Below are 15,851 nucleotides of genomic sequence, written 5' to 3'. Positions count from 1 at the left end.
GCTGATCTCGCCACAGTATTATCCGGGCGCGATCGACCGGTTCGGGACGGGAGGCTCGATTTCCGGTTCGGACGCGTAATCGTCCGGGCACGCCGGGAGGGTCACCGTCACCGCCAGGCCGCCTTCCTCGCGCGGGCGCGCCGTGACGTCGCCGCCGTGCGCGCGGGCCACCGACCGGACGATCGACAGCCCCAGCCCCGCCCCCTTCGCGGTGATCACCCGTTCCGGGCCCAGCCGGCGGAACGGCTCGAACAGCGACGGCACCTCGTACGGCGCCACCCGCGGGCCGGAGTTGGTCACCACCAGTTCGATCAGGTCTCCGTCCGGGCGGGTCCCGCTGGCGACCCGGACCCAGCCGCCTTCGGGGACGTTGTGCCGGATGCCGTTCTCCACCAGGTTCTGCACGAGCCGTTCCAGCAGCATCGCGTCTCCGGAGGTGGGGGCCTCGCCCGGTTCGTGGTGCACGGTGACGCCGGCGCGGCCCGCCTCCAGCGTGGTCTGCGCGGCGACGTGGCCGACGATGTCGGCGAGGTCGACCGGCGCCGGGGCGGTGACCTCGCGTTCCGAGCCCGCGAGCAGCAGCAGGCCGGTGATGAGCCGCTCGTGCCGCAGGTTGATGTCGAGCAGGTTCTGCCCGAGCTGCCTGACGTCCGGGGACGCCGACGGCCGGTGCATCGCCATCTCGACCAGTGCCCGTCCCACGGTGAGCGGGGTGCGCAGCTCGTGCGAGGCGTTGGCGACGAAGCGGCGCTGGCCGTCGAAGGAGCGGTCGAGGCGTTCCAGCATCGTGTCGAAGGTGTCGGCCAGCTCCTTGACCTCGTCGTGCGGGCCGTCCAGCGCGATCCGCTCGTGCAGGCCCTTGTCGGCGGCGGGCGCGGCGGCGATCCGCCGGGCGGTGTCGGTGACGCGGTGCAGCGGCGCCAGCATCTGCCCGGCGATCAGCCAGCCGAGCCCGGCGGCGGCGCCGCCGACCACGACCAGCGCGATCGCGCCCTGGGCGAGGAGCGAAGTGGTCGCGGCCTTGCGCAGTTCCCGCTGCTGGCCGACCATCCAGCGCTCGGCGGCCTGGCCGGTGATGATCTTCCCGTCCTCGGTGAAGGCGAACGGCTGGTCCTTCGGGCGCGACCCACCGGACGGTACCTGCGAAGCCCTCGGGGACGGCGTGGACGTGGCGGCGGGAGGCATCTCGGTGCGCGCGAGCACCTTGACGCCCTGCCGCCCGATCTGCTGGGTGAACAGCGCGTAGGTGACGCCGAGCAGCACCACCCCGGCCAGCATGAACAGGACGGCGTAGGTCAGGGTCAGCCGGGCCCGCAGCGGCATCCGGTGCGGCAGCAGCGTCGAGGTCTTCATGGAATGCGGTACCCCACTCCGGTCACGGTCTCGACGACGGGCGGGTCGCCGAGCTTGCGGCGCAGCTTCAGGATGGTGAGCCGGACGGCCCCGGTGAACGGGTCGGCGTGCTCGTCCCACGCCTTCTCCAGGAGCCGCTCGGCGGAGACGACGGCGCCCTCGGCGAGCATCAGCTCGTTCAGCACGGCGAACTGCTGCTTGGGCAGCGGGACGTAGCGGCCGTCCCGGAACACCTCGCGGCGGGCCGGGTCGAGCGTGATGCCCGCGCGGCGCAGCACCGGCGGCGCGGCCGGACGGCTGCGCCGGCCCAGCGCCAGCACCCGGGCGGCCAGCTCGGGGAACGCGAACGGCTTGGTGAGGTAGTCGTCGGCGCCCAGGCCGAGGCCGTCCACCCGGTCGGTGATCTCGGCGGCGGCGGTGAGCAGCAGCACCCGCGCGTCCGAGTCGCCGGCGACGGCCCGCCGGCAGACCTCGTCGCCGTGCACGACGGGCAGGTCGCGGTCGAGGACGACCACGTCGTAGTCGTTGACCGCGAGCCGTTCCAGCCCGGCGCCGCCGTCGTAGGCGACGTCGACGGCGTGCGCCTCGTCCCGCAGCCATTCGGCGATCGCGTCGGCGAGCAACGGCTCGTCCTCCACCACCAGCACCCGCATCCGTCCGCCCCTTCCTCCGTGCCGCGCAAACGGCTCCACGCGGATGATCCCGGATCGCGTGTTTCCTTTCCGTTAGTAGATCGCCGAGGGCGCGGAAACACCGGAACGGCGGAAACACGGGGGAAACGGCCGCCCGAGTTGCATCGCTTCCGTCGGCCGGAACAGGTCCGGCCCGGACGGGATGAGAAGAGAACACGATGCGACTTCGAACGCGTGGCGCCCTGGCGGCGTTGCCGCTGGTGCTGGCCCTTTCCCTGGCCGGCTGCGGCGGGGAGGAGAAGGAGAGCGGGATCCCGCAGGGCGGCAACGGCACCGCGGGCGGCGGCAAGAACGCCGCGGCGGGCATGAGCCCGGAGGACAGGGCCGTGAAGTTCGCCGAGTGCATGCGCAAGAACGGCATCGACATGGAGGACCCCAAGCCCGGCCAGGGCATCCAGCTCAGGGGCAACAAGGGCGACGAGCAGCAGATGAAGAAGGCCCAGGAGGCGTGCCGCCAGTACGACCCGATGGCGCAGCAGAGCGGCAAGCCCGACCCCGAGGCCGAGGAGCGCGGCCGCAAGTTCGCCGAGTGCATGCGCAAGAACGGCGTGGAGAAGTTCCCCGACCCCGAGCCGGGCCAGCGCGGCGTCCGGATCACCGGTGAGGCCGGGAAGGACCCGGACATGGACGCGGCGATGGAGAAGTGCCGCCAGGAGGCCCCGATGCGTCCCGGCGGTGGCGCCGGCGGTGGCGGAGGCCGGCAGTGACCGGTGAGGCCACGGTGGAGGACCGGATCGAGCAGCGGGCGCCGGACGAGCGGCGCCCGCGCCGGAAGCGGCGCTCCCGCCGCCGGATGGCGCTGGCGGCCGCCGCGGTGGTGGCGGCCGGAGGTGTCGCGGTCGTCGGCACGCTGGGGCTCGGCGGCGGATCGGAGGGCGGCGCGGCCACCACGAACCTGCCGCCGAACACCGCCCAGGTGACCAAGCAGACGCTCAGGGACACCCAGGACGCCGACGGGGAACTGGGCTACGGCCCCACCAGCAACGCCACCAGCCGGCTGTCGGGCACGATCACCGCCGTGCCCGACAGCGGCGCCACCGTCACCCGCGGCCACTCGCTGTACCAGGTGGACGACCGGCCGGTGACGCTGATGTACGGCGCCAAGCCCGCCTACCGTCCGATGAAGCCGGGCACCGAGGGCGAGGACGTCGAGCAGCTGGAGAAGAACCTGAACGCCCTCGGCTACGACGGGTTCACGGTCGACGACGAGTACACCTCCGACACCGCGGACGCGGTCCTGGAGTGGCAGGACGACCGCGGCCTGGAGGAGACCGGGATCGTCGAGCTGGGCCGGGTGGTGTTCGCGCCCGGCGCGGTGCGGATCGGCAGCGTCGAGGCGGGCGAGGGCGACCCGACCGGGCCCGGCAAGAAGGTCCTCACCTACACCGGCACGGACAAGGCCGTGACGGTGCAGTTGGAGACCTCCGACCAGCGGCTGGCCAAGAAGGGCGCCGAGGTCGACATCACGCTGCCCGGCGACGACACCGTCAAGGGCAGGATCGACGAGGTGTCGACGGTGATCGAGCCGGGCGCGCAGGGCGAGGACCCCACCACCAAGATCGAGGTGGTGGTGTGGCTGACCGACGGCAAGGCCCGCGAGGCCGCGAAGAAGCTGTCGCTGGCCTCGGTCGACGTGGCGTTCACCGCCGAGACCCGCCGGGACGTGCTGACCGTGCCGGTGACCGCGCTGCTGGCGATGCAGGAGGGCGGTTTCGGCGTGGAGGTGGTCAAGGGCGGCACGACCTCGTACGTCCCGGTCACCACCGGCCTGTTCGCCGCCGGCAAGGTGGAGATCAAGGGGACCGGGATCGCGGCGGGGACGGTCGTGGGGGTGCCCAAGTCGTGATCTCCCTGCGGAACGTGACGAAGCAGTACTCCGGCGGCGTCACCGCCCTCGGCGGGGTGTCGCTGGACGTCTCCGCCGGGGAGTTGGTGGCGATCGTGGGCCCGTCCGGGTCGGGGAAGTCGACGATGCTGAACGTGCTGGGCACGCTGGACCGTCCGACCTCCGGCGAGGTCCGCATCGACGGGCACGACGTCGGCACGCTGTCGGACGCCAAGCTGTCGGCGCTGCGGGCGAGCCGGATCGGGTTCGTCTTCCAGCACTTCCATCTCGCCGGCGGGACCCCGGCGGTGGAGAACGTGGCCGACGGGCTGCTCTACACCGGGCTGCGGGCCGCGGAGCGGGTCCGCCGCGCCGAGGCCGCGCTCGAACGGGTGGGGCTGGGGCACCGGATGGACCACGAGCCGCACGAGCTGTCGGGCGGTGAGAAGCAGCGGGTGGCGATCGCGCGGGCGGTGGCCGGGGAGCCGCCGCTGCTGCTGGCCGACGAGCCGACCGGCGCGCTGGACTCGGCGTCCGGCGCCGGGGTGATGGAGCTGCTGCGGGAACTGCACGCGGCCGGCACCACCGTGGTGATCATCACCCATGACCGGGAGATCGCCGCCGCGCTGCCCCGGCAGGTGTCGATGCGGGACGGCAAGGTGGTCGGCGACGTCCTGGCCGGTCGGCGCGGCGCCGCAGTGGCGGAGGTGGGCTGATGGTCGCCTTCGCGGGGGCGCGCGGGGAGCCGTCCGCGCTGCGCCCGGCCCGGATGTGGCCGCGGGACGTCCTCAAGGTCGGCGCGGTGGGCCTGCGGACGCGGCCGATGCGGGCGTTCCTGTCCGCGCTGGGCATCGCCATCGGGATCGCCGCGATGGTGGCCGTGGTCGGGATCTCCTCGTCCTCGCGCGCCGAGCTGGACCGGACGCTGGCGGCGCTGGGCACCAACCTGCTCACCGTGACGCCCGGCAGCACCATGACGGGGGAGGAGGCGCAGCTGCCGTACGAGGCCGAGTCGATGGTGGGGCGGATCGCGCCCGTCCACACGGTGTCGGCGGTCGGGCTGGTGGACGACGTCAAGGTCTACCGCAGCGACAGGGTCCCCGAGTCCGAGACCGGCGGGCTGTCGGCGTACGCGGTCCGCACCGGGCTGCGGCAGGCGGTCGGCGCCGAGCTGGCCAGCGGGAGCTGGCTGAACGAGGCGACCGGTTCGTTCCCGGCCACGGTGCTGGGCGCCAAGGCCGCCCAGCGGCTGGGGATCGGCCATGCCGGGCCCGGCACCCAGGTCTACATCGGCGGCCGCTGGTTCACCGTGGTGGGGATCCTGAAGCCGGCCGCGCTGGCGCCGGAGTTGGACAGCGGCGCGCTGGTGGGGTGGCCGGCGGCGCAGAAGGAGCTGTCCTTCGACGGGCATCCGACCAGGATCTACACGCGTGCGGACGAGGCGAACGTAGAGGCCGTCCAGGGCGTATTGGGCGCCACGGCCAATCCGGAGTCGCCGAACGAGGTCGAGGTGTCGCGCCCGTCGGACGCGCTGGCCGCCCAGCAGGCGGCGGGCGAGGCGTTCACCGGCCTGCTGCTCGGGCTGGGCGCGGTGGCGCTGCTGGTCGGCGGGGTCGGTGTGGCCAACACGATGGTGATCTCGGTGCTGGAGCGGCGCGCGGAGATCGGCCTGCGCCGGTCGCTGGGCGCGACCCGCGGGCAGATCCGCACCCAGTTCCTGGCCGAGTCGCTGCTGCTGTCCGCCCTCGGGGGCGCGGGCGGCGCGTTCATCGGGACGCTGGTCACCTTCGGCTACGCCTTCTCGCAGGATTGGCCGACGGTGGTGCCGATGTGGGCGGTGCTCGGGGGCGTCGGCGCGACGCTGCTGATCGGCGCGGTGGCCGGGCTGTATCCGGCGATCCGCGCGTCCCGCCTGTCGCCCACGGAGGCGCTGGCCGCGCAGTAGCGGCGCGGCGGAACAACACCACCGGCAGGGAACAAGAGCGCGCCTCCGCCAGGGCGGGGAAGGCGGAGGCGCGCTCGCTTTGGGCCGCCCGGGGGGTCAGGCCGTGGCGGGCACCGGCTTGCTGGACCGGCCGCACTTGCCGATCGGCACCCGGGCCGTCTCCGGCAGCACCAGGATCGGCACCAGGGCGATCAAGGCGGCGATGATCACATAGTAGGCGGGGATGTAGTTGCTGCCGGTCGTCTTGATCAACTTTTCGATGACCAGCGCGGCGGTGCCGCCGAACAGCGAGGTGGAGATGTTGTAGCCGATCGCGAACGCGCCGTACCGCACCCGGGTGGGGAACATGGCGGGGAACGTCGACCCGATGACGGCCAGCATCAGCACCAGCAGCCCGCCCATCAGTGCGAACCCGCCGGCCACCGCCAGCGGCTGCTTGGTCTGCATCAGCGCGATCGCCGGCCAGCTCACCACGATGAACCCGATCGCCGACGTCATCAGCAGCGGCTTGCGGCCGACCCGGTCCGACAGCGCGCCCAGCGGAACGATCACGGCGATCATCGCCAGCTCCACGCCGATGGTGATGAGCGAGGCCTCGGTGTCGCCGATGTCGAGGTTCTGCGACAGGTACGACGGCATGAACGTCAGGAGCATGTAGTTGGCGACGTTGAGCAGGATGACGATCCCGATCAGGTTGAGGATCATCCGCCAGTTGTGCAGCAGGGTCTCCTTGAGCGGGGACCGGGCCACCTCGCCCGCCTGCTCGAGCTTCTGGAACTCGGGGGTGTCTTCCAGCCGGGACCGGATGTAGAGGCCGACCAGGCCGAGCGGCAGCGCGATCAGGAACGGGATCCGCCAGCCCCAGGAGTGCAGCGCTTCGTCGCTGAGCATCAGGTCGACGCCCAGCACCAGGCCGGCGCCGAGCACGTAGCCGGAGAGCGTGCCCAGTTCCAGGAAGCTGCCGAAGAAGCCGCGCCGTTTGGTGGGCGCGTATTCGGCGATCACGGTGGCGGCGCCGCCGTACTCGCCGCCGCAGGAGAAGCCCTGCACCAGCCGCACGACCAGGAGCAGCAGCGGCGCGGCCATGCCGATCGAGTCGTAGCCGGGCAGCACGCCGATCACGAAGGTGGAGCCCGACATCAGGATGATCGTGATGGCCAGCACGCCCTTGCGGCCGATGCGGTCGCCGAGCGGGCCGAAGAACATCCCGCCGAACGGGCGGGCGATGAACGCCGCGGCGATCATCGCGAAGGAGCGCAGCGCCGCCCCGCCGCCGTCGTCCGGCGGGAAGAAGACGGTGCCGACGATGGCGGTCATCACCCCGGCGCTGAACACCCCGAAGTCGAACCACTCGATGCAGTTGCCGATGGCCGAGGCGGCGACGGCCTTGCGGACCGTGGCCTTGTCAGGCCCTTCCTGCTCGGGTTCCCGTTCCGGTTCCTGCTTCGGCGGAGTCTGCTCAGTAGTCATGTGCCTCCCTTGAGGACCAGAGGTTGGGCGACCCTACCGAACGCCAGACTGAAAGGAAAATAAAGTTTCGATAACCGGGTAAACCTGTTGCCCGCCTCAAACGTCGGCCCTGTCTTGAGGGTTGGACGAGGTGACAGACTCGGAGCATGATCTACCTCCCCGCTGAAGATCGTTATGGCCGTCTTCCGTACCGGCGCTGCGGGCGCAGCGGGCTGAAGCTGCCCGCGGTGTCGCTGGGGCTGTGGCACAACTTCGGGGACGACCGCCCGCTGGAGACGCAGCGGGCCATCCTCCGGCGGGCGTTCGACCTGGGCGTCACCCATTTCGACCTCGCCAACAATTACGGGCCGCCCTACGGCTCGGCCGAGACCAACTTCGGCAGGCTGTTCCGCGAGGACTTCCGTCCATTCCGCGACGAACTGGTCATCTCCACCAAGGCCGGGTATGACATGTGGCCCGGCCCCTACGGGGAGTGGGGATCGCGCAAATACCTGCTCGCCAGCCTCGACCAGTCGCTCGCGCGGATGGGCGTGGACTACGTCGACATCTTCTACAGCCACCGGTTCGACCCGGAGACGCCGCTGGAGGAGACGATGGGGGCGCTCGACCACGCGGTGCGCTCCGGCAAGGCGCTGTACGCCGGGATCTCCTCCTACTCGCCCGAGCGGACCGCCGAGGCCGCCGCGATCCTGCGCGAGATGGGCACGCCGCTGCTCATTCACCAGCCGTCGTACTCGATGCTCAACCGCTGGATCGAGGGCGGCCTGCTCGACACGCTGGAGCGGGAGGGCGCCGGCTGCATCGCGTTCTCGCCGCTGGCCCAGGGCATGCTCACCGACCGCTACCTGACGGGCATCCCCGAAGGGTCGCGGGCCAGCCAGGGCAAGTCCCTGTCGCCCGACCTGCTGACCGATGAGACGCTCCGGCACGTGCGGGCCCTGAACGAGATCGCTCAGGCGCGCGGGCAGTCGCTGGCCCAGCTCGCGCTGGCCTGGGCGTTGCGCGACGCCCGGGTCACCTCGGTGCTGATCGGCGCCAGCAGCGTCGCTCAGCTGGAGGACAGCCTGGCGAGCGTGCAACGGCTCGACTTCAAAGACGAGGAACTGGCGGCCATCGACAGGGACGCGGTGGAGGCGGGCATCAACATCTGGGCCGCTTCCAGCGCGTTCTGAGCCGTCCCGGGCGGCGGCCGCCGGGACGCGGCCCGGCAGAGCGGCAGCCCCGGAGAGGACGTCCTCTCCGGGGCCACCGGTGTCCACCCAGGTCAACGGCGACCCGCGCCCGTCAGCCTTGGAAAGCCGTAGCCCTGACCCTCGGACCACACGAGCGTGCCTTGTTCCCGGTCGATGTAGGCCTTGTTGCCCTTCACCTTCACCTGCTCGACGTTCCGCCGCGCGTACTCGGCCATCAGGTACGTGCCGTAGGACTCGCCGAGCAGGTCCAGGCGCGGCACGCCCAGCCTCACCTGCACGGCGTACGCCGGTAGGGCGGGTTTCATCAGGCTTTATGGAGGTAGAGGGTCTTTATGGTGACGCTGAGGCTACCCGGCGTCTACGCGTCTCAGGGGGATACGGCGCTCCTGTGCGAGGCCGTGAGACGGGCCGCCGTGCTGGACGGGGCCCGCGTGCTGGACGTGGGCACCGGGACGGGGGCCGTGGCGGTCGCCGCCGCGCGCGCCGGGGCGGCGGCGGTGACCGCGGTCGACGTGTCCGGGCGTGCCGTCCTGACGGCCCGGGTCAACGGGCTGCTCGGCGGGATGCGGCTACGGGTGCTTCGGGGCGATCTGTTCCGGCCGGTGACCGGGGAGGTCTTCGACGTCATCCTCACCAACCCGCCGTACGTCCCCGGCGGGCGGCCGGTCTCGCGGCACGGCAGGGAGCGCGCGTGGGAAGGGGGACCGGGAGGCCGTCGAGTCCTGGACCGGATCTGCATGCAGGCGTCCAGGCACCTGGCGCCCGGCGGAACGCTCCTGATGGTGCATTCGGCGTTCAGCGGCGTGGAGCTCAGCCTGGAGATGCTGTGCCGGTCCGGACTGCGGGCCGAGGTGGTGGTGCGGCGGTCCGAGCCGTTCGGCCCGGTGATGCGGGCCAGGGCCGCTGCGCTGGAGGCGCGCGGGGTCATCCGGCCAGGACGGCGGTCCGAGGAACTGGTGGTCATCCGTGCCGACCTGACCGCGGCGCGCGACCGGGTCCCGCGAAGGGGAGGCGCCGATGCGGCCCGGTTCTGAGCGGCGGCGCGTCACACTGGTCCGGGACGGGCCGATCCTGGTCGAAGGGCCGGTCGAGGTGGTCCTGGACGACGGCACGGTCGTGACCTCCGACCGTTTCGTGGTGGCTTTGTGCGCGTGCCGGTGCAGCAGCCGGTACCCGTTCTGTGACACCAGCCACCGCGCCCGCCCGCCCTCTCAGGGCTGACCTGCCGAGGCGCCGGGGAGTGGGCGCCGCAGCGAGGTGCGCGGGGCGGGCGCCCGCCAGCAGGCCAGCAGGTGGTTTTCGAAACGCTGTTCCACGAGCCCGGTGGCCTGGACGCCCAGTACGACGTCGGCGGCCAGCCGCGGGTCCTCGGCGAGCAGCACGCCGACCACGTCGCGGCGGAGGACCTGCTCATGCACCGCGTCGGCCTCGATGTGCTCGGTGTAGAACCGGGTCCCGCGCTCGCCCACGCCGAAGTGGTGGAGCACGGCGGCGAAACGCCGGGCGCTGGGCCCGGTCGTGATCTCGGCGGCGGCGAAATGCCCGACCAGGGCGCCGCGCAGCGAACGGTGCAGCCCGAACAGCGACATCATGTTGGTGATCGCGAGCGTGGGTGCGTGGACGAGGCCGACGTAGGCGCCGTACGAGGAGTCGAGCCCCGCCTCCTCCATCAGATCGGCGAACAGCCGCGAGTGCATCCGCTCGGCGCGCCCGCCGCCGAACTCGTCGAACTCGACCGCGACCAGCGCCGCCTTTGCCCGGCCGCGCAGCCGCGGCAGCACCCAGGCGTGCGGGTCGGCCTCCTTCAAGTGGTAGACCGAGCGATGCGCGAGGTACTCGCGGAGCTGCCACCACTCGCCCGCCTGACGCAGGTGCCGGGGGACCGCGCCCGCGCCGGCCGGCTCCACCAGCAATTCGTCCAGGACGCCGGCGGCGTCGTCCCCGCCGGGCGTTCCAGCGCGCAGGGCGGTGAGGAAGGTGCTTTCCATCGCGCCGCGCAGCTCAAGGAGCGAAGGGGCCCATTCCCAGGCCGCGTCCACCTCGTCGAATCCCTGGTAGTGCAGCTCGTAGCAGATGTGCAAGGCGAGTTGGAGGTCGTCGCCGAAGGGGTCGGCGCCGCGCGCCGCGGCCAACGAGCGCGTGCACGTCCGGCTGGACGACGGGCTTCGCGCCAGCATCGTGACGACGGCCTCCGACAACCGGCCGCGCGGCTCCGGGAGGGAGGGCACGGCCACGTCCGGCGCCGTCCCGGTGGCGACGTCATCGCTCATGTGGTCGTCCAATCCTCTCCCGGGTTCCGGTGGTCTGGCGGGCGAGCATCCCGACCACCGCGCGCGGGCCACCGGAGGCCGCCGCCCGCTGCCGCCTCGCGCCCGACCCCGCACGCGAGAGCCAGGCCAGCAGCGACTGGACCGCCTCCAGGTCCCCGGCGTCCTCAAGGGCGGGACCGATGTGGTGCATCAGCTCGTCGAGCAGCCTGCTCACCGGCACCTGACGTTCCTCGAACGGGTGGACCCCGGGCCCTTCCAGGCCGTGGCGCGCCGCGTTCCACACGGCCGCGGCGCACACCCCGGGGTCGACCGGGGGCGCCTCGCGCCCGGAAGCCAGATCGTCGAGCGCCGCGCGGACGAGTCCCCGTGTGACGGCCGCCTGCAGGACGGCCTCCTCGGCGGTCGCGACGGCGTCCGCCGCGCGGACCTCCACGGTCGGGTAGCGGGGGGAGGGGCGCGCCAGCCAGAACGACATCGCCGGATCGGCGATCACGCCGCAATCCACGAGCCGCGCCACGCTCCGGTCGAGTTCCGCCGCGGAGGCGAAGACCGGCGGCACGCCCGCCCCCGGGAACCGCGCCTGCTCGATCATGCGCCAGCTCGCGTAGCCGGAGTCGCGGCCGTGGCCGTACGGCGAGTTGGCCGACAGTGCCAGCAGCGTCGGCAACCAGGGCCGCAGGTGGTTGACGACGGCGACCGCCGCCTCCCGGTCGTCCACGCCGACGTGCACGTGGCAGCCGCAGACCTGGTAGTCGGCCGCGACCCCCGCGTACATCGCGGCGATGGCGTCGTAGCGCTCGTCGCCGCCGGAGACCGGCACCCGTCCGGGCAGGACCGGGGTCCCGGCCGACACCAGCAGGAGGCCCGCGCCGTCCGCCGCCGCGCCGAGCGACTCCCGCGCGCCCCGGAGCTGCCGGCTCACGTCGTCCAGCGGACCGCACACCCCTGTCGCGGCCTCGACCTGGCAGGCGAGCAGCTCGCGATGGTACCGGCCGCCGGACGCGTGGAAGGGGTGCTCGGCCGCCCGGAGCAGGAGCTTGTCCGCCCCCGCCGCGGTCGCGCCGGAAACCGGATCGGCCAGCAGGAACTCCTCCTCGACGCCCACGGTCAGACGCAACCAGATCACCGCGCCCTACTCGTTTCGCCCCTGTCGCCTGAGCCCTACCCGCCTCGCGAAGGTTATGCGTCAATCCAGAACCAAGCCGATCCACGGCCCCGATTCGGTGTGTCTCGGTTGGGTAGAGCCGGTGCAAAACTCCCGCATGCAGTGAGGTGATGGCCGGTGATCGAGGGAATCGCCCAGTCGTACTGGATGGCGTCATCGGACCCGACGTCCTACCCCGCTCTGACCGAACCCGCCGAGGTGGACGTGGCCGTCGTCGGGGGCGGCATCGCCGGGCTCGCCACGGCCTGGGAACTGGCCCGCGCCGGCCGCGCGCCCGTGGTGCTGGAGGCGGACCGGATCGCGGCGGGCGTCACCGGCTTCACCACCGGGCGGCTCTCGGCCGCGCACCCGTGGATCTACAGGCCGCTGCGCGACTCGCTCGGCCCGGACGTCGCTCGCCTGTACGCGCGCTCCCAGCAGGAGGCGGTCGAACGGGTCGAGCGGACCGCCCGCGAACTGGGCCTCGACTGCGATCTCGAACGACGCCCCTCGCACGTCTACGTGGAGTCGCCCGATCGCGTGGACGCGCTGAAAACCGAGACCGAGGCCGTCCAGGAGGCGGGCCTGCCCGCCTCGTTCGTCACCGGCACCGACCTCCCCTACGAGGTCGCCGGCGCGATGCGCGTCGAGGACCAGCTGCAGTTCCACCCGCGCCGCTACCTGCTGGGGCTGGCGGAGGACCTGGTCCGGCGGGGCGGACGCGTCCACGAGCGGACCCGTGTCGTGGAGGTGGCCGAGGAGAGCGGAGACCGCCCGCACGTGCTCACCACTTCGGACGGTGTCACCGTCACCGCGCGCGAGGTCGTCATCGCCACCCTCTTCCCGATCATCGAGAGCGCGCTGCTGTCGTTCCGGCTCACCCCGCTCCGCGAACTGGTCATCGCCGCGCCCATCGACGCCGACGACGACCCTGGCGCCATGTACATCACGCGGCAGGAGAACACCCGCTCGGTCCGTACGGCCCCGTACGGGGACGGGCGGCGGCTGCTCCTGGTCACCGGCGAGTCGTTCTCCCCGGGCGATGACGACGTCGCCCGGCACCAGCGGGAACTGGTCGCGTGGACCCGCGAGCATTTCAAGGTCGGCGACATCGAGTACTGGTGGTCGGCGCAGGACCTCGACACCTCCGACAAGATCCCGTACGTGGGCGCGGTCGCGGACCGCCTGTACGTCGCCACCGGCTACGCGCGGTCGGGCATGAGCCACGGGATCATGTCGGGAAGGCTGCTGGCCGGCCTCATCACCGGCGACCCGCCTGAATGGGCCGACCTGTACGACCCGCGCCGCGCCCATCCGCGCCGCGAGGCCAGGCCCATGCTCAGCGCGGGGATGACGAACATGCGGCGCTTCCTCGAGGACCGGGCCCGCGTCCGCTCCGGAAGCCTGGACGACATCGCCCTCGGATCGGGCGAGGTGATCCGGCACGGGGGACGGCACTGCGCCGCGTACCGGGACGAGGACGGGACCCCGCACGTAGTGTCGGCACGCTGCACGCACATGGCCTGCCTGGTCGCCTTCAACGCGACCGAGCGCGTGTGGGAGTGCCCTTGTCACGGCTCCCGCTTCGCCGTCGACGGTTCCGTCCTGCAGGGCCCCGCGACGACGGACCTGGCCCCGGTCGACCCCTAGCCGGTACTTTGCGCTCGAATCCGCATGACGAAGCGAGGAGGACCGGTGACCACCGGATGGGACGTCGACCGCGCCGCCACCGTGCTGCGCCGAGCCGAGGACGACCGCGCCGACCGCGGCCCGGTCACCGACGAGTGGCCGGAGCTCGACCTGGAGACCGCCTACCGCGTCCAGGACGAGGTGCTGCGCCGCAAGGTCGCCGAGGGGCGCCGCGTCACCGGTGTCAAGCTCGGCCTCACCTCGCGGGCCAAGCAGGAGCGGATGGGCATCGACTCGCCGCTCACCGCCTGGCTCACCGACGACATGCCGCTGGACGGCCCGCTGGCCGTCGGCTCCCTCATCCACCCGCGGGTGGAGCCGGAGATCGTGTTCGTGCTCGGCGAGCGGCTGTCCGGGCCGGACGTCACCGCGGCCCGGGCCATGAGCGCGGTCGCGCGGGTCGGCGCCGGGCTGGAGGTGATCGACAGCCGCTACACCGACTTCAAGTTCACCCTCCCGGACGTGGTGGCCGACAACGCCTCGTCCGCCCGCTACGTGACCGGCGGCACCTGGCACGAGGCCGGCGCGTTCGACCTCGCCGCCGAGGAATGCGCGCTGGAGATCGACGGCGAGACGGTCGACACCGCGACCGGCGCCGCCGTCCAGGGCCACCCCGCCGAGGCCCTCGCGCTGGCCGCCAACACCCTGTCCCGGCGCGGAATCGCCCTCGAACCCGGCTGGATCGTCCTCACCGGGGGCCTCACCGACGCCGTGTTCGCCCGTCCCGGGAACACGATCTCCGCCCGCTTCGCCAACCTCGGCACCGTCGCCCTGCGCTGCGATTAGGCGAGGTGCCGTCCGAGGAAATCGAGCTGGTCCGGAAGGCGCGCCCTCCAGAACGCCCCGTCATGGCAACCCTTGCTCATCCCACCGGCGGGCCGCAGCCGACCGCGCAGCTGCTCGACCATCGGCGCGAACGGATCGCTGTTTCCGCAGTCCACGCGCACCGGAACGCCTCTGAGCCGGTCCAGCCGCCGGAACACGTCCTGCCGCGCGAAGTCGGCCGCGTCATCGAACGCGAGCCCGTTGGTGGACTGGGCGTCCTTATAGGAGGAGAAGAGCGCGGGCGAGGATGCGACGACACCGCTCACGCGCGGTGCCCCCACCGTCTGCGCCAGGACCAGGGCGCCGTAGCCGCCCATCGACCACCCGATCGCCCCGAACCGCCCCGTTCGCGCGCCCTGCCGCCGCAGCCAGGGCAGCAGCTCCTCGACGATCATCGCGATCGGATCATCGCCGCTGCTTCGGGTGTGCCAGTAGGAGCTCGCGCCGCCGTCCACCGCCACCAGCGCGAACGGCCGCACCTTGCGCGCAGCGTCGGTCAGGTACCGATCGAGCGCCAGCCCCGACACCGCCGCTTCGGCCGTCCCGCCGTTCCCGTGCAGGGCGACGACCACCGGCAAGCCCTTCAAAGAATTCACGCCCGCCGGGAGAACCACCACCACGCCGACATCCCGCCCCCGATGCCGAGACCTGAGCGTGCCCGGCCGCACAACGCCCGCCACCGCCGGAGCTGGAGGCACGTCCCCGCACCGTCCCAACGTCTTGTCGAGCCGAACCTTCCCAGGCAGAACGCCTTCCTCGACCAGCGCCAGCCCACCGGCCATCAAGCCGCCCAAACCCGCCAGCCCGCCACCCAGAAAAACCCGCCGCGACACCATAGGCCGTTGGACGCCGTCGGCCCCGAACAGGTTCATCGCATCAGAAGCACGACCAGCAGTCCCACACCGAGCACGAGGTCGAGCACTCCGCACCACTCGGCGAACGAGCGGCTGACGATCTTGTCTGCCCGCCAGTGGACGGCGTCCCACGTGGCGTGACCCAGCAGCCCGGCCGCCACCAAGTAGCCGCCGACCGTGGTGGAGACCGCCGGCACCACCAGGCCGAAGGCCATGAACGCGAGCGCGCCCGGTGCCTGCAGCGCGTACAGGCCGGGCTGCCGCAACCGCCCGCTGATCAGGCCGACGGCGGCGAGCGTGCCCACGACGACCGCCAGGGCAGGCCACGGGTCGATGTCGAGCATGCGCAGGACCACGACCGTCGCCAGCGCCGCGACCACCACCGCCCAGGTGATGCGGGGCAGGTCGACCACCGCGAGGAACAGGTAGCCCGTGGCGGGCAGGACGAACAGGACCATGTACTCCAGGCCGTCGCCGACGTCGTAAAGGCTGATGGCCGCCCAGGCGACCGCCAGCCAGGCCGGCCAGCGCCGTCCCACCGCGCGCAACCACACCGTCCCGCCGGCGCGAGCAGAATCCGTCATGGCCACA

General features: G+C 72.4%; 17 protein-coding genes. 9 read left to right on the top strand and 8 right to left on the bottom strand.

Going from position 1 to position 15,851, the window contains the following annotated elements; genetic code table 11:
* Positions 1–18 precede the first annotated feature (18 nt).
* Both ABD340_RS27090 and ABD340_RS27085 read right to left on the bottom strand, forming a co-directional pair.
* Positions 19–1,353 carry a sensor histidine kinase gene (locus ABD340_RS27090; RefSeq protein WP_344592623.1) on the bottom strand — a complete coding sequence of 445 codons (1,335 nt, stop codon included), beginning with the start codon at positions 1,351–1,353 and terminating at the stop codon, positions 19–21.
* A complete protein-coding gene (locus ABD340_RS27085; RefSeq protein ID WP_344592621.1) occupies positions 1,350–2,006 on the bottom strand; it encodes a response regulator transcription factor in 657 nt (218 codons plus the stop codon). The genes ABD340_RS27090 and ABD340_RS27085 overlap by 4 nt, the downstream gene beginning before the upstream one ends.
* Positions 2,007–2,203: 197 nt before the next feature.
* On the opposite strand from ABD340_RS27085, the gene ABD340_RS27080 reads away from it, so the two are divergent.
* The 4 genes from ABD340_RS27080 to ABD340_RS27065 are packed head-to-tail and all read left to right on the top strand — an operon-like array spanning position 2,204 to position 5,815.
* Complete coding sequence (locus ABD340_RS27080) at positions 2,204–2,752, top strand: hypothetical protein (protein ID WP_344592620.1); 549 nt, start codon at positions 2,204–2,206, stop codon at positions 2,750–2,752.
* Complete coding sequence (locus tag ABD340_RS27075) at positions 2,749–3,891, top strand: efflux RND transporter periplasmic adaptor subunit (protein ID WP_344592619.1); 1,143 nt, start codon at positions 2,749–2,751, stop codon at positions 3,889–3,891. Before ABD340_RS27080 ends, ABD340_RS27075 begins: the two co-directional genes overlap by 4 nt.
* Positions 3,888–4,586, top strand: coding sequence for an ABC transporter ATP-binding protein (locus tag ABD340_RS27070; RefSeq protein ID WP_344592618.1), 699 nt, complete (start codon positions 3,888–3,890; stop codon positions 4,584–4,586). The genes ABD340_RS27075 and ABD340_RS27070 overlap by 4 nt, the downstream gene beginning before the upstream one ends.
* On the top strand, positions 4,586–5,815 hold the full coding sequence (locus ABD340_RS27065; protein WP_344592617.1) for an ABC transporter permease: 1,230 nt from the start codon (positions 4,586–4,588) through the stop codon (positions 5,813–5,815). The genes ABD340_RS27070 and ABD340_RS27065 overlap by 1 nt, the downstream gene beginning before the upstream one ends.
* A 96-nt stretch (positions 5,816–5,911) precedes the next feature.
* On the opposite strand, the gene ABD340_RS27060 is transcribed toward ABD340_RS27065, so the two are convergent.
* Complete coding sequence (locus ABD340_RS27060; RefSeq protein WP_344592616.1) at positions 5,912–7,285, bottom strand: MFS transporter; 1,374 nt, start codon at positions 7,283–7,285, stop codon at positions 5,912–5,914.
* Between the two features lie 146 nt (positions 7,286–7,431).
* Between ABD340_RS27060 and mgrA the strand changes: the two genes are divergently transcribed.
* The gene (gene mgrA, locus ABD340_RS27055; protein ID WP_344592615.1) at positions 7,432–8,457 is read left to right on the top strand and encodes an L-glyceraldehyde 3-phosphate reductase; all 1,026 of its coding nucleotides are present in this window, start codon (positions 7,432–7,434) and stop codon (positions 8,455–8,457) included.
* A gap of 92 nt (positions 8,458–8,549) precedes the next feature.
* Here mgrA and ABD340_RS27050 read toward each other — a convergent pair whose 3' ends face one another.
* Positions 8,550–8,783 carry a hypothetical protein gene (locus ABD340_RS27050; RefSeq protein ID WP_344592614.1) on the bottom strand — a complete coding sequence of 78 codons (234 nt, stop codon included), beginning with the start codon at positions 8,781–8,783 and terminating at the stop codon, positions 8,550–8,552.
* Between the two features lie 27 nt (positions 8,784–8,810).
* Between ABD340_RS27050 and ABD340_RS27045 the strand changes: the two genes are divergently transcribed.
* Positions 8,811–9,512, top strand: coding sequence for a HemK2/MTQ2 family protein methyltransferase (locus tag ABD340_RS27045; RefSeq protein ID WP_344592613.1), 702 nt, complete (start codon positions 8,811–8,813; stop codon positions 9,510–9,512).
* Positions 9,496–9,699, top strand: coding sequence for a CDGSH iron-sulfur domain-containing protein (locus ABD340_RS27040; RefSeq protein WP_344592612.1), 204 nt, complete (start codon positions 9,496–9,498; stop codon positions 9,697–9,699). The genes ABD340_RS27045 and ABD340_RS27040 overlap by 17 nt, the downstream gene beginning before the upstream one ends.
* Here the strand turns inward: ABD340_RS27040 and ABD340_RS27035 are convergent.
* Positions 9,690–10,748, bottom strand: a complete 1,059-nt coding sequence (locus ABD340_RS27035; RefSeq protein ID WP_344592611.1) for an iron-containing redox enzyme family protein — start codon at positions 10,746–10,748, stop codon at positions 9,690–9,692. The two genes, ABD340_RS27040 and ABD340_RS27035, sit on opposite strands and share 10 nt — an antisense overlap.
* Positions 10,738–11,874 carry a carboxylate-amine ligase gene (locus tag ABD340_RS27030; RefSeq protein WP_344592610.1) on the bottom strand — a complete coding sequence of 379 codons (1,137 nt, stop codon included), beginning with the start codon at positions 11,872–11,874 and terminating at the stop codon, positions 10,738–10,740. The genes ABD340_RS27035 and ABD340_RS27030 overlap by 11 nt, the downstream gene beginning before the upstream one ends.
* Before the next feature lie 156 nt (positions 11,875–12,030).
* Here ABD340_RS27030 and ABD340_RS27025 point away from each other — a divergent pair, with 156 nt between their 5' ends.
* Together ABD340_RS27025 and ABD340_RS27020 are read left to right on the top strand one after the other, a co-directional pair.
* Positions 12,031–13,542: an FAD-dependent oxidoreductase gene (locus ABD340_RS27025; RefSeq protein ID WP_344592608.1), complete on the top strand. Its 1,512-nt coding sequence runs from the start codon at positions 12,031–12,033 to the stop codon at positions 13,540–13,542.
* Positions 13,543–13,587: 45 nt separating this feature from the next.
* Positions 13,588–14,367 (top strand): 2-keto-4-pentenoate hydratase, encoded by a 780-nt coding sequence (locus tag ABD340_RS27020; protein WP_344592606.1) that lies wholly within the window; start codon positions 13,588–13,590, stop codon positions 14,365–14,367.
* Here ABD340_RS27020 and ABD340_RS27015 read toward each other — a convergent pair.
* Together ABD340_RS27015 and ABD340_RS27010 are read right to left on the bottom strand one after the other, a co-directional pair.
* Positions 14,364–15,278, bottom strand: a complete 915-nt coding sequence (locus ABD340_RS27015; protein WP_344592605.1) for an alpha/beta hydrolase — start codon at positions 15,276–15,278, stop codon at positions 14,364–14,366. The two genes, ABD340_RS27020 and ABD340_RS27015, sit on opposite strands and share 4 nt — an antisense overlap.
* Complete coding sequence (locus ABD340_RS27010) at positions 15,275–15,844, bottom strand: hypothetical protein (RefSeq protein ID WP_344592603.1); 570 nt, start codon at positions 15,842–15,844, stop codon at positions 15,275–15,277. The genes ABD340_RS27015 and ABD340_RS27010 overlap by 4 nt, the downstream gene beginning before the upstream one ends.
* Between the last annotated feature and the right edge of the window lie 7 nt (positions 15,845–15,851).

This window comes from Actinomadura vinacea (assembly GCF_039532545.1).
In the GTDB taxonomy this organism is placed as follows: Bacteria; Actinomycetota; Actinomycetes; order Streptosporangiales; family Streptosporangiaceae; genus Spirillospora; species Spirillospora vinacea.
Note: the sequence above shows the minus strand (reverse complement) of the source record. Positions and strands in the feature narration are given on the sequence as shown.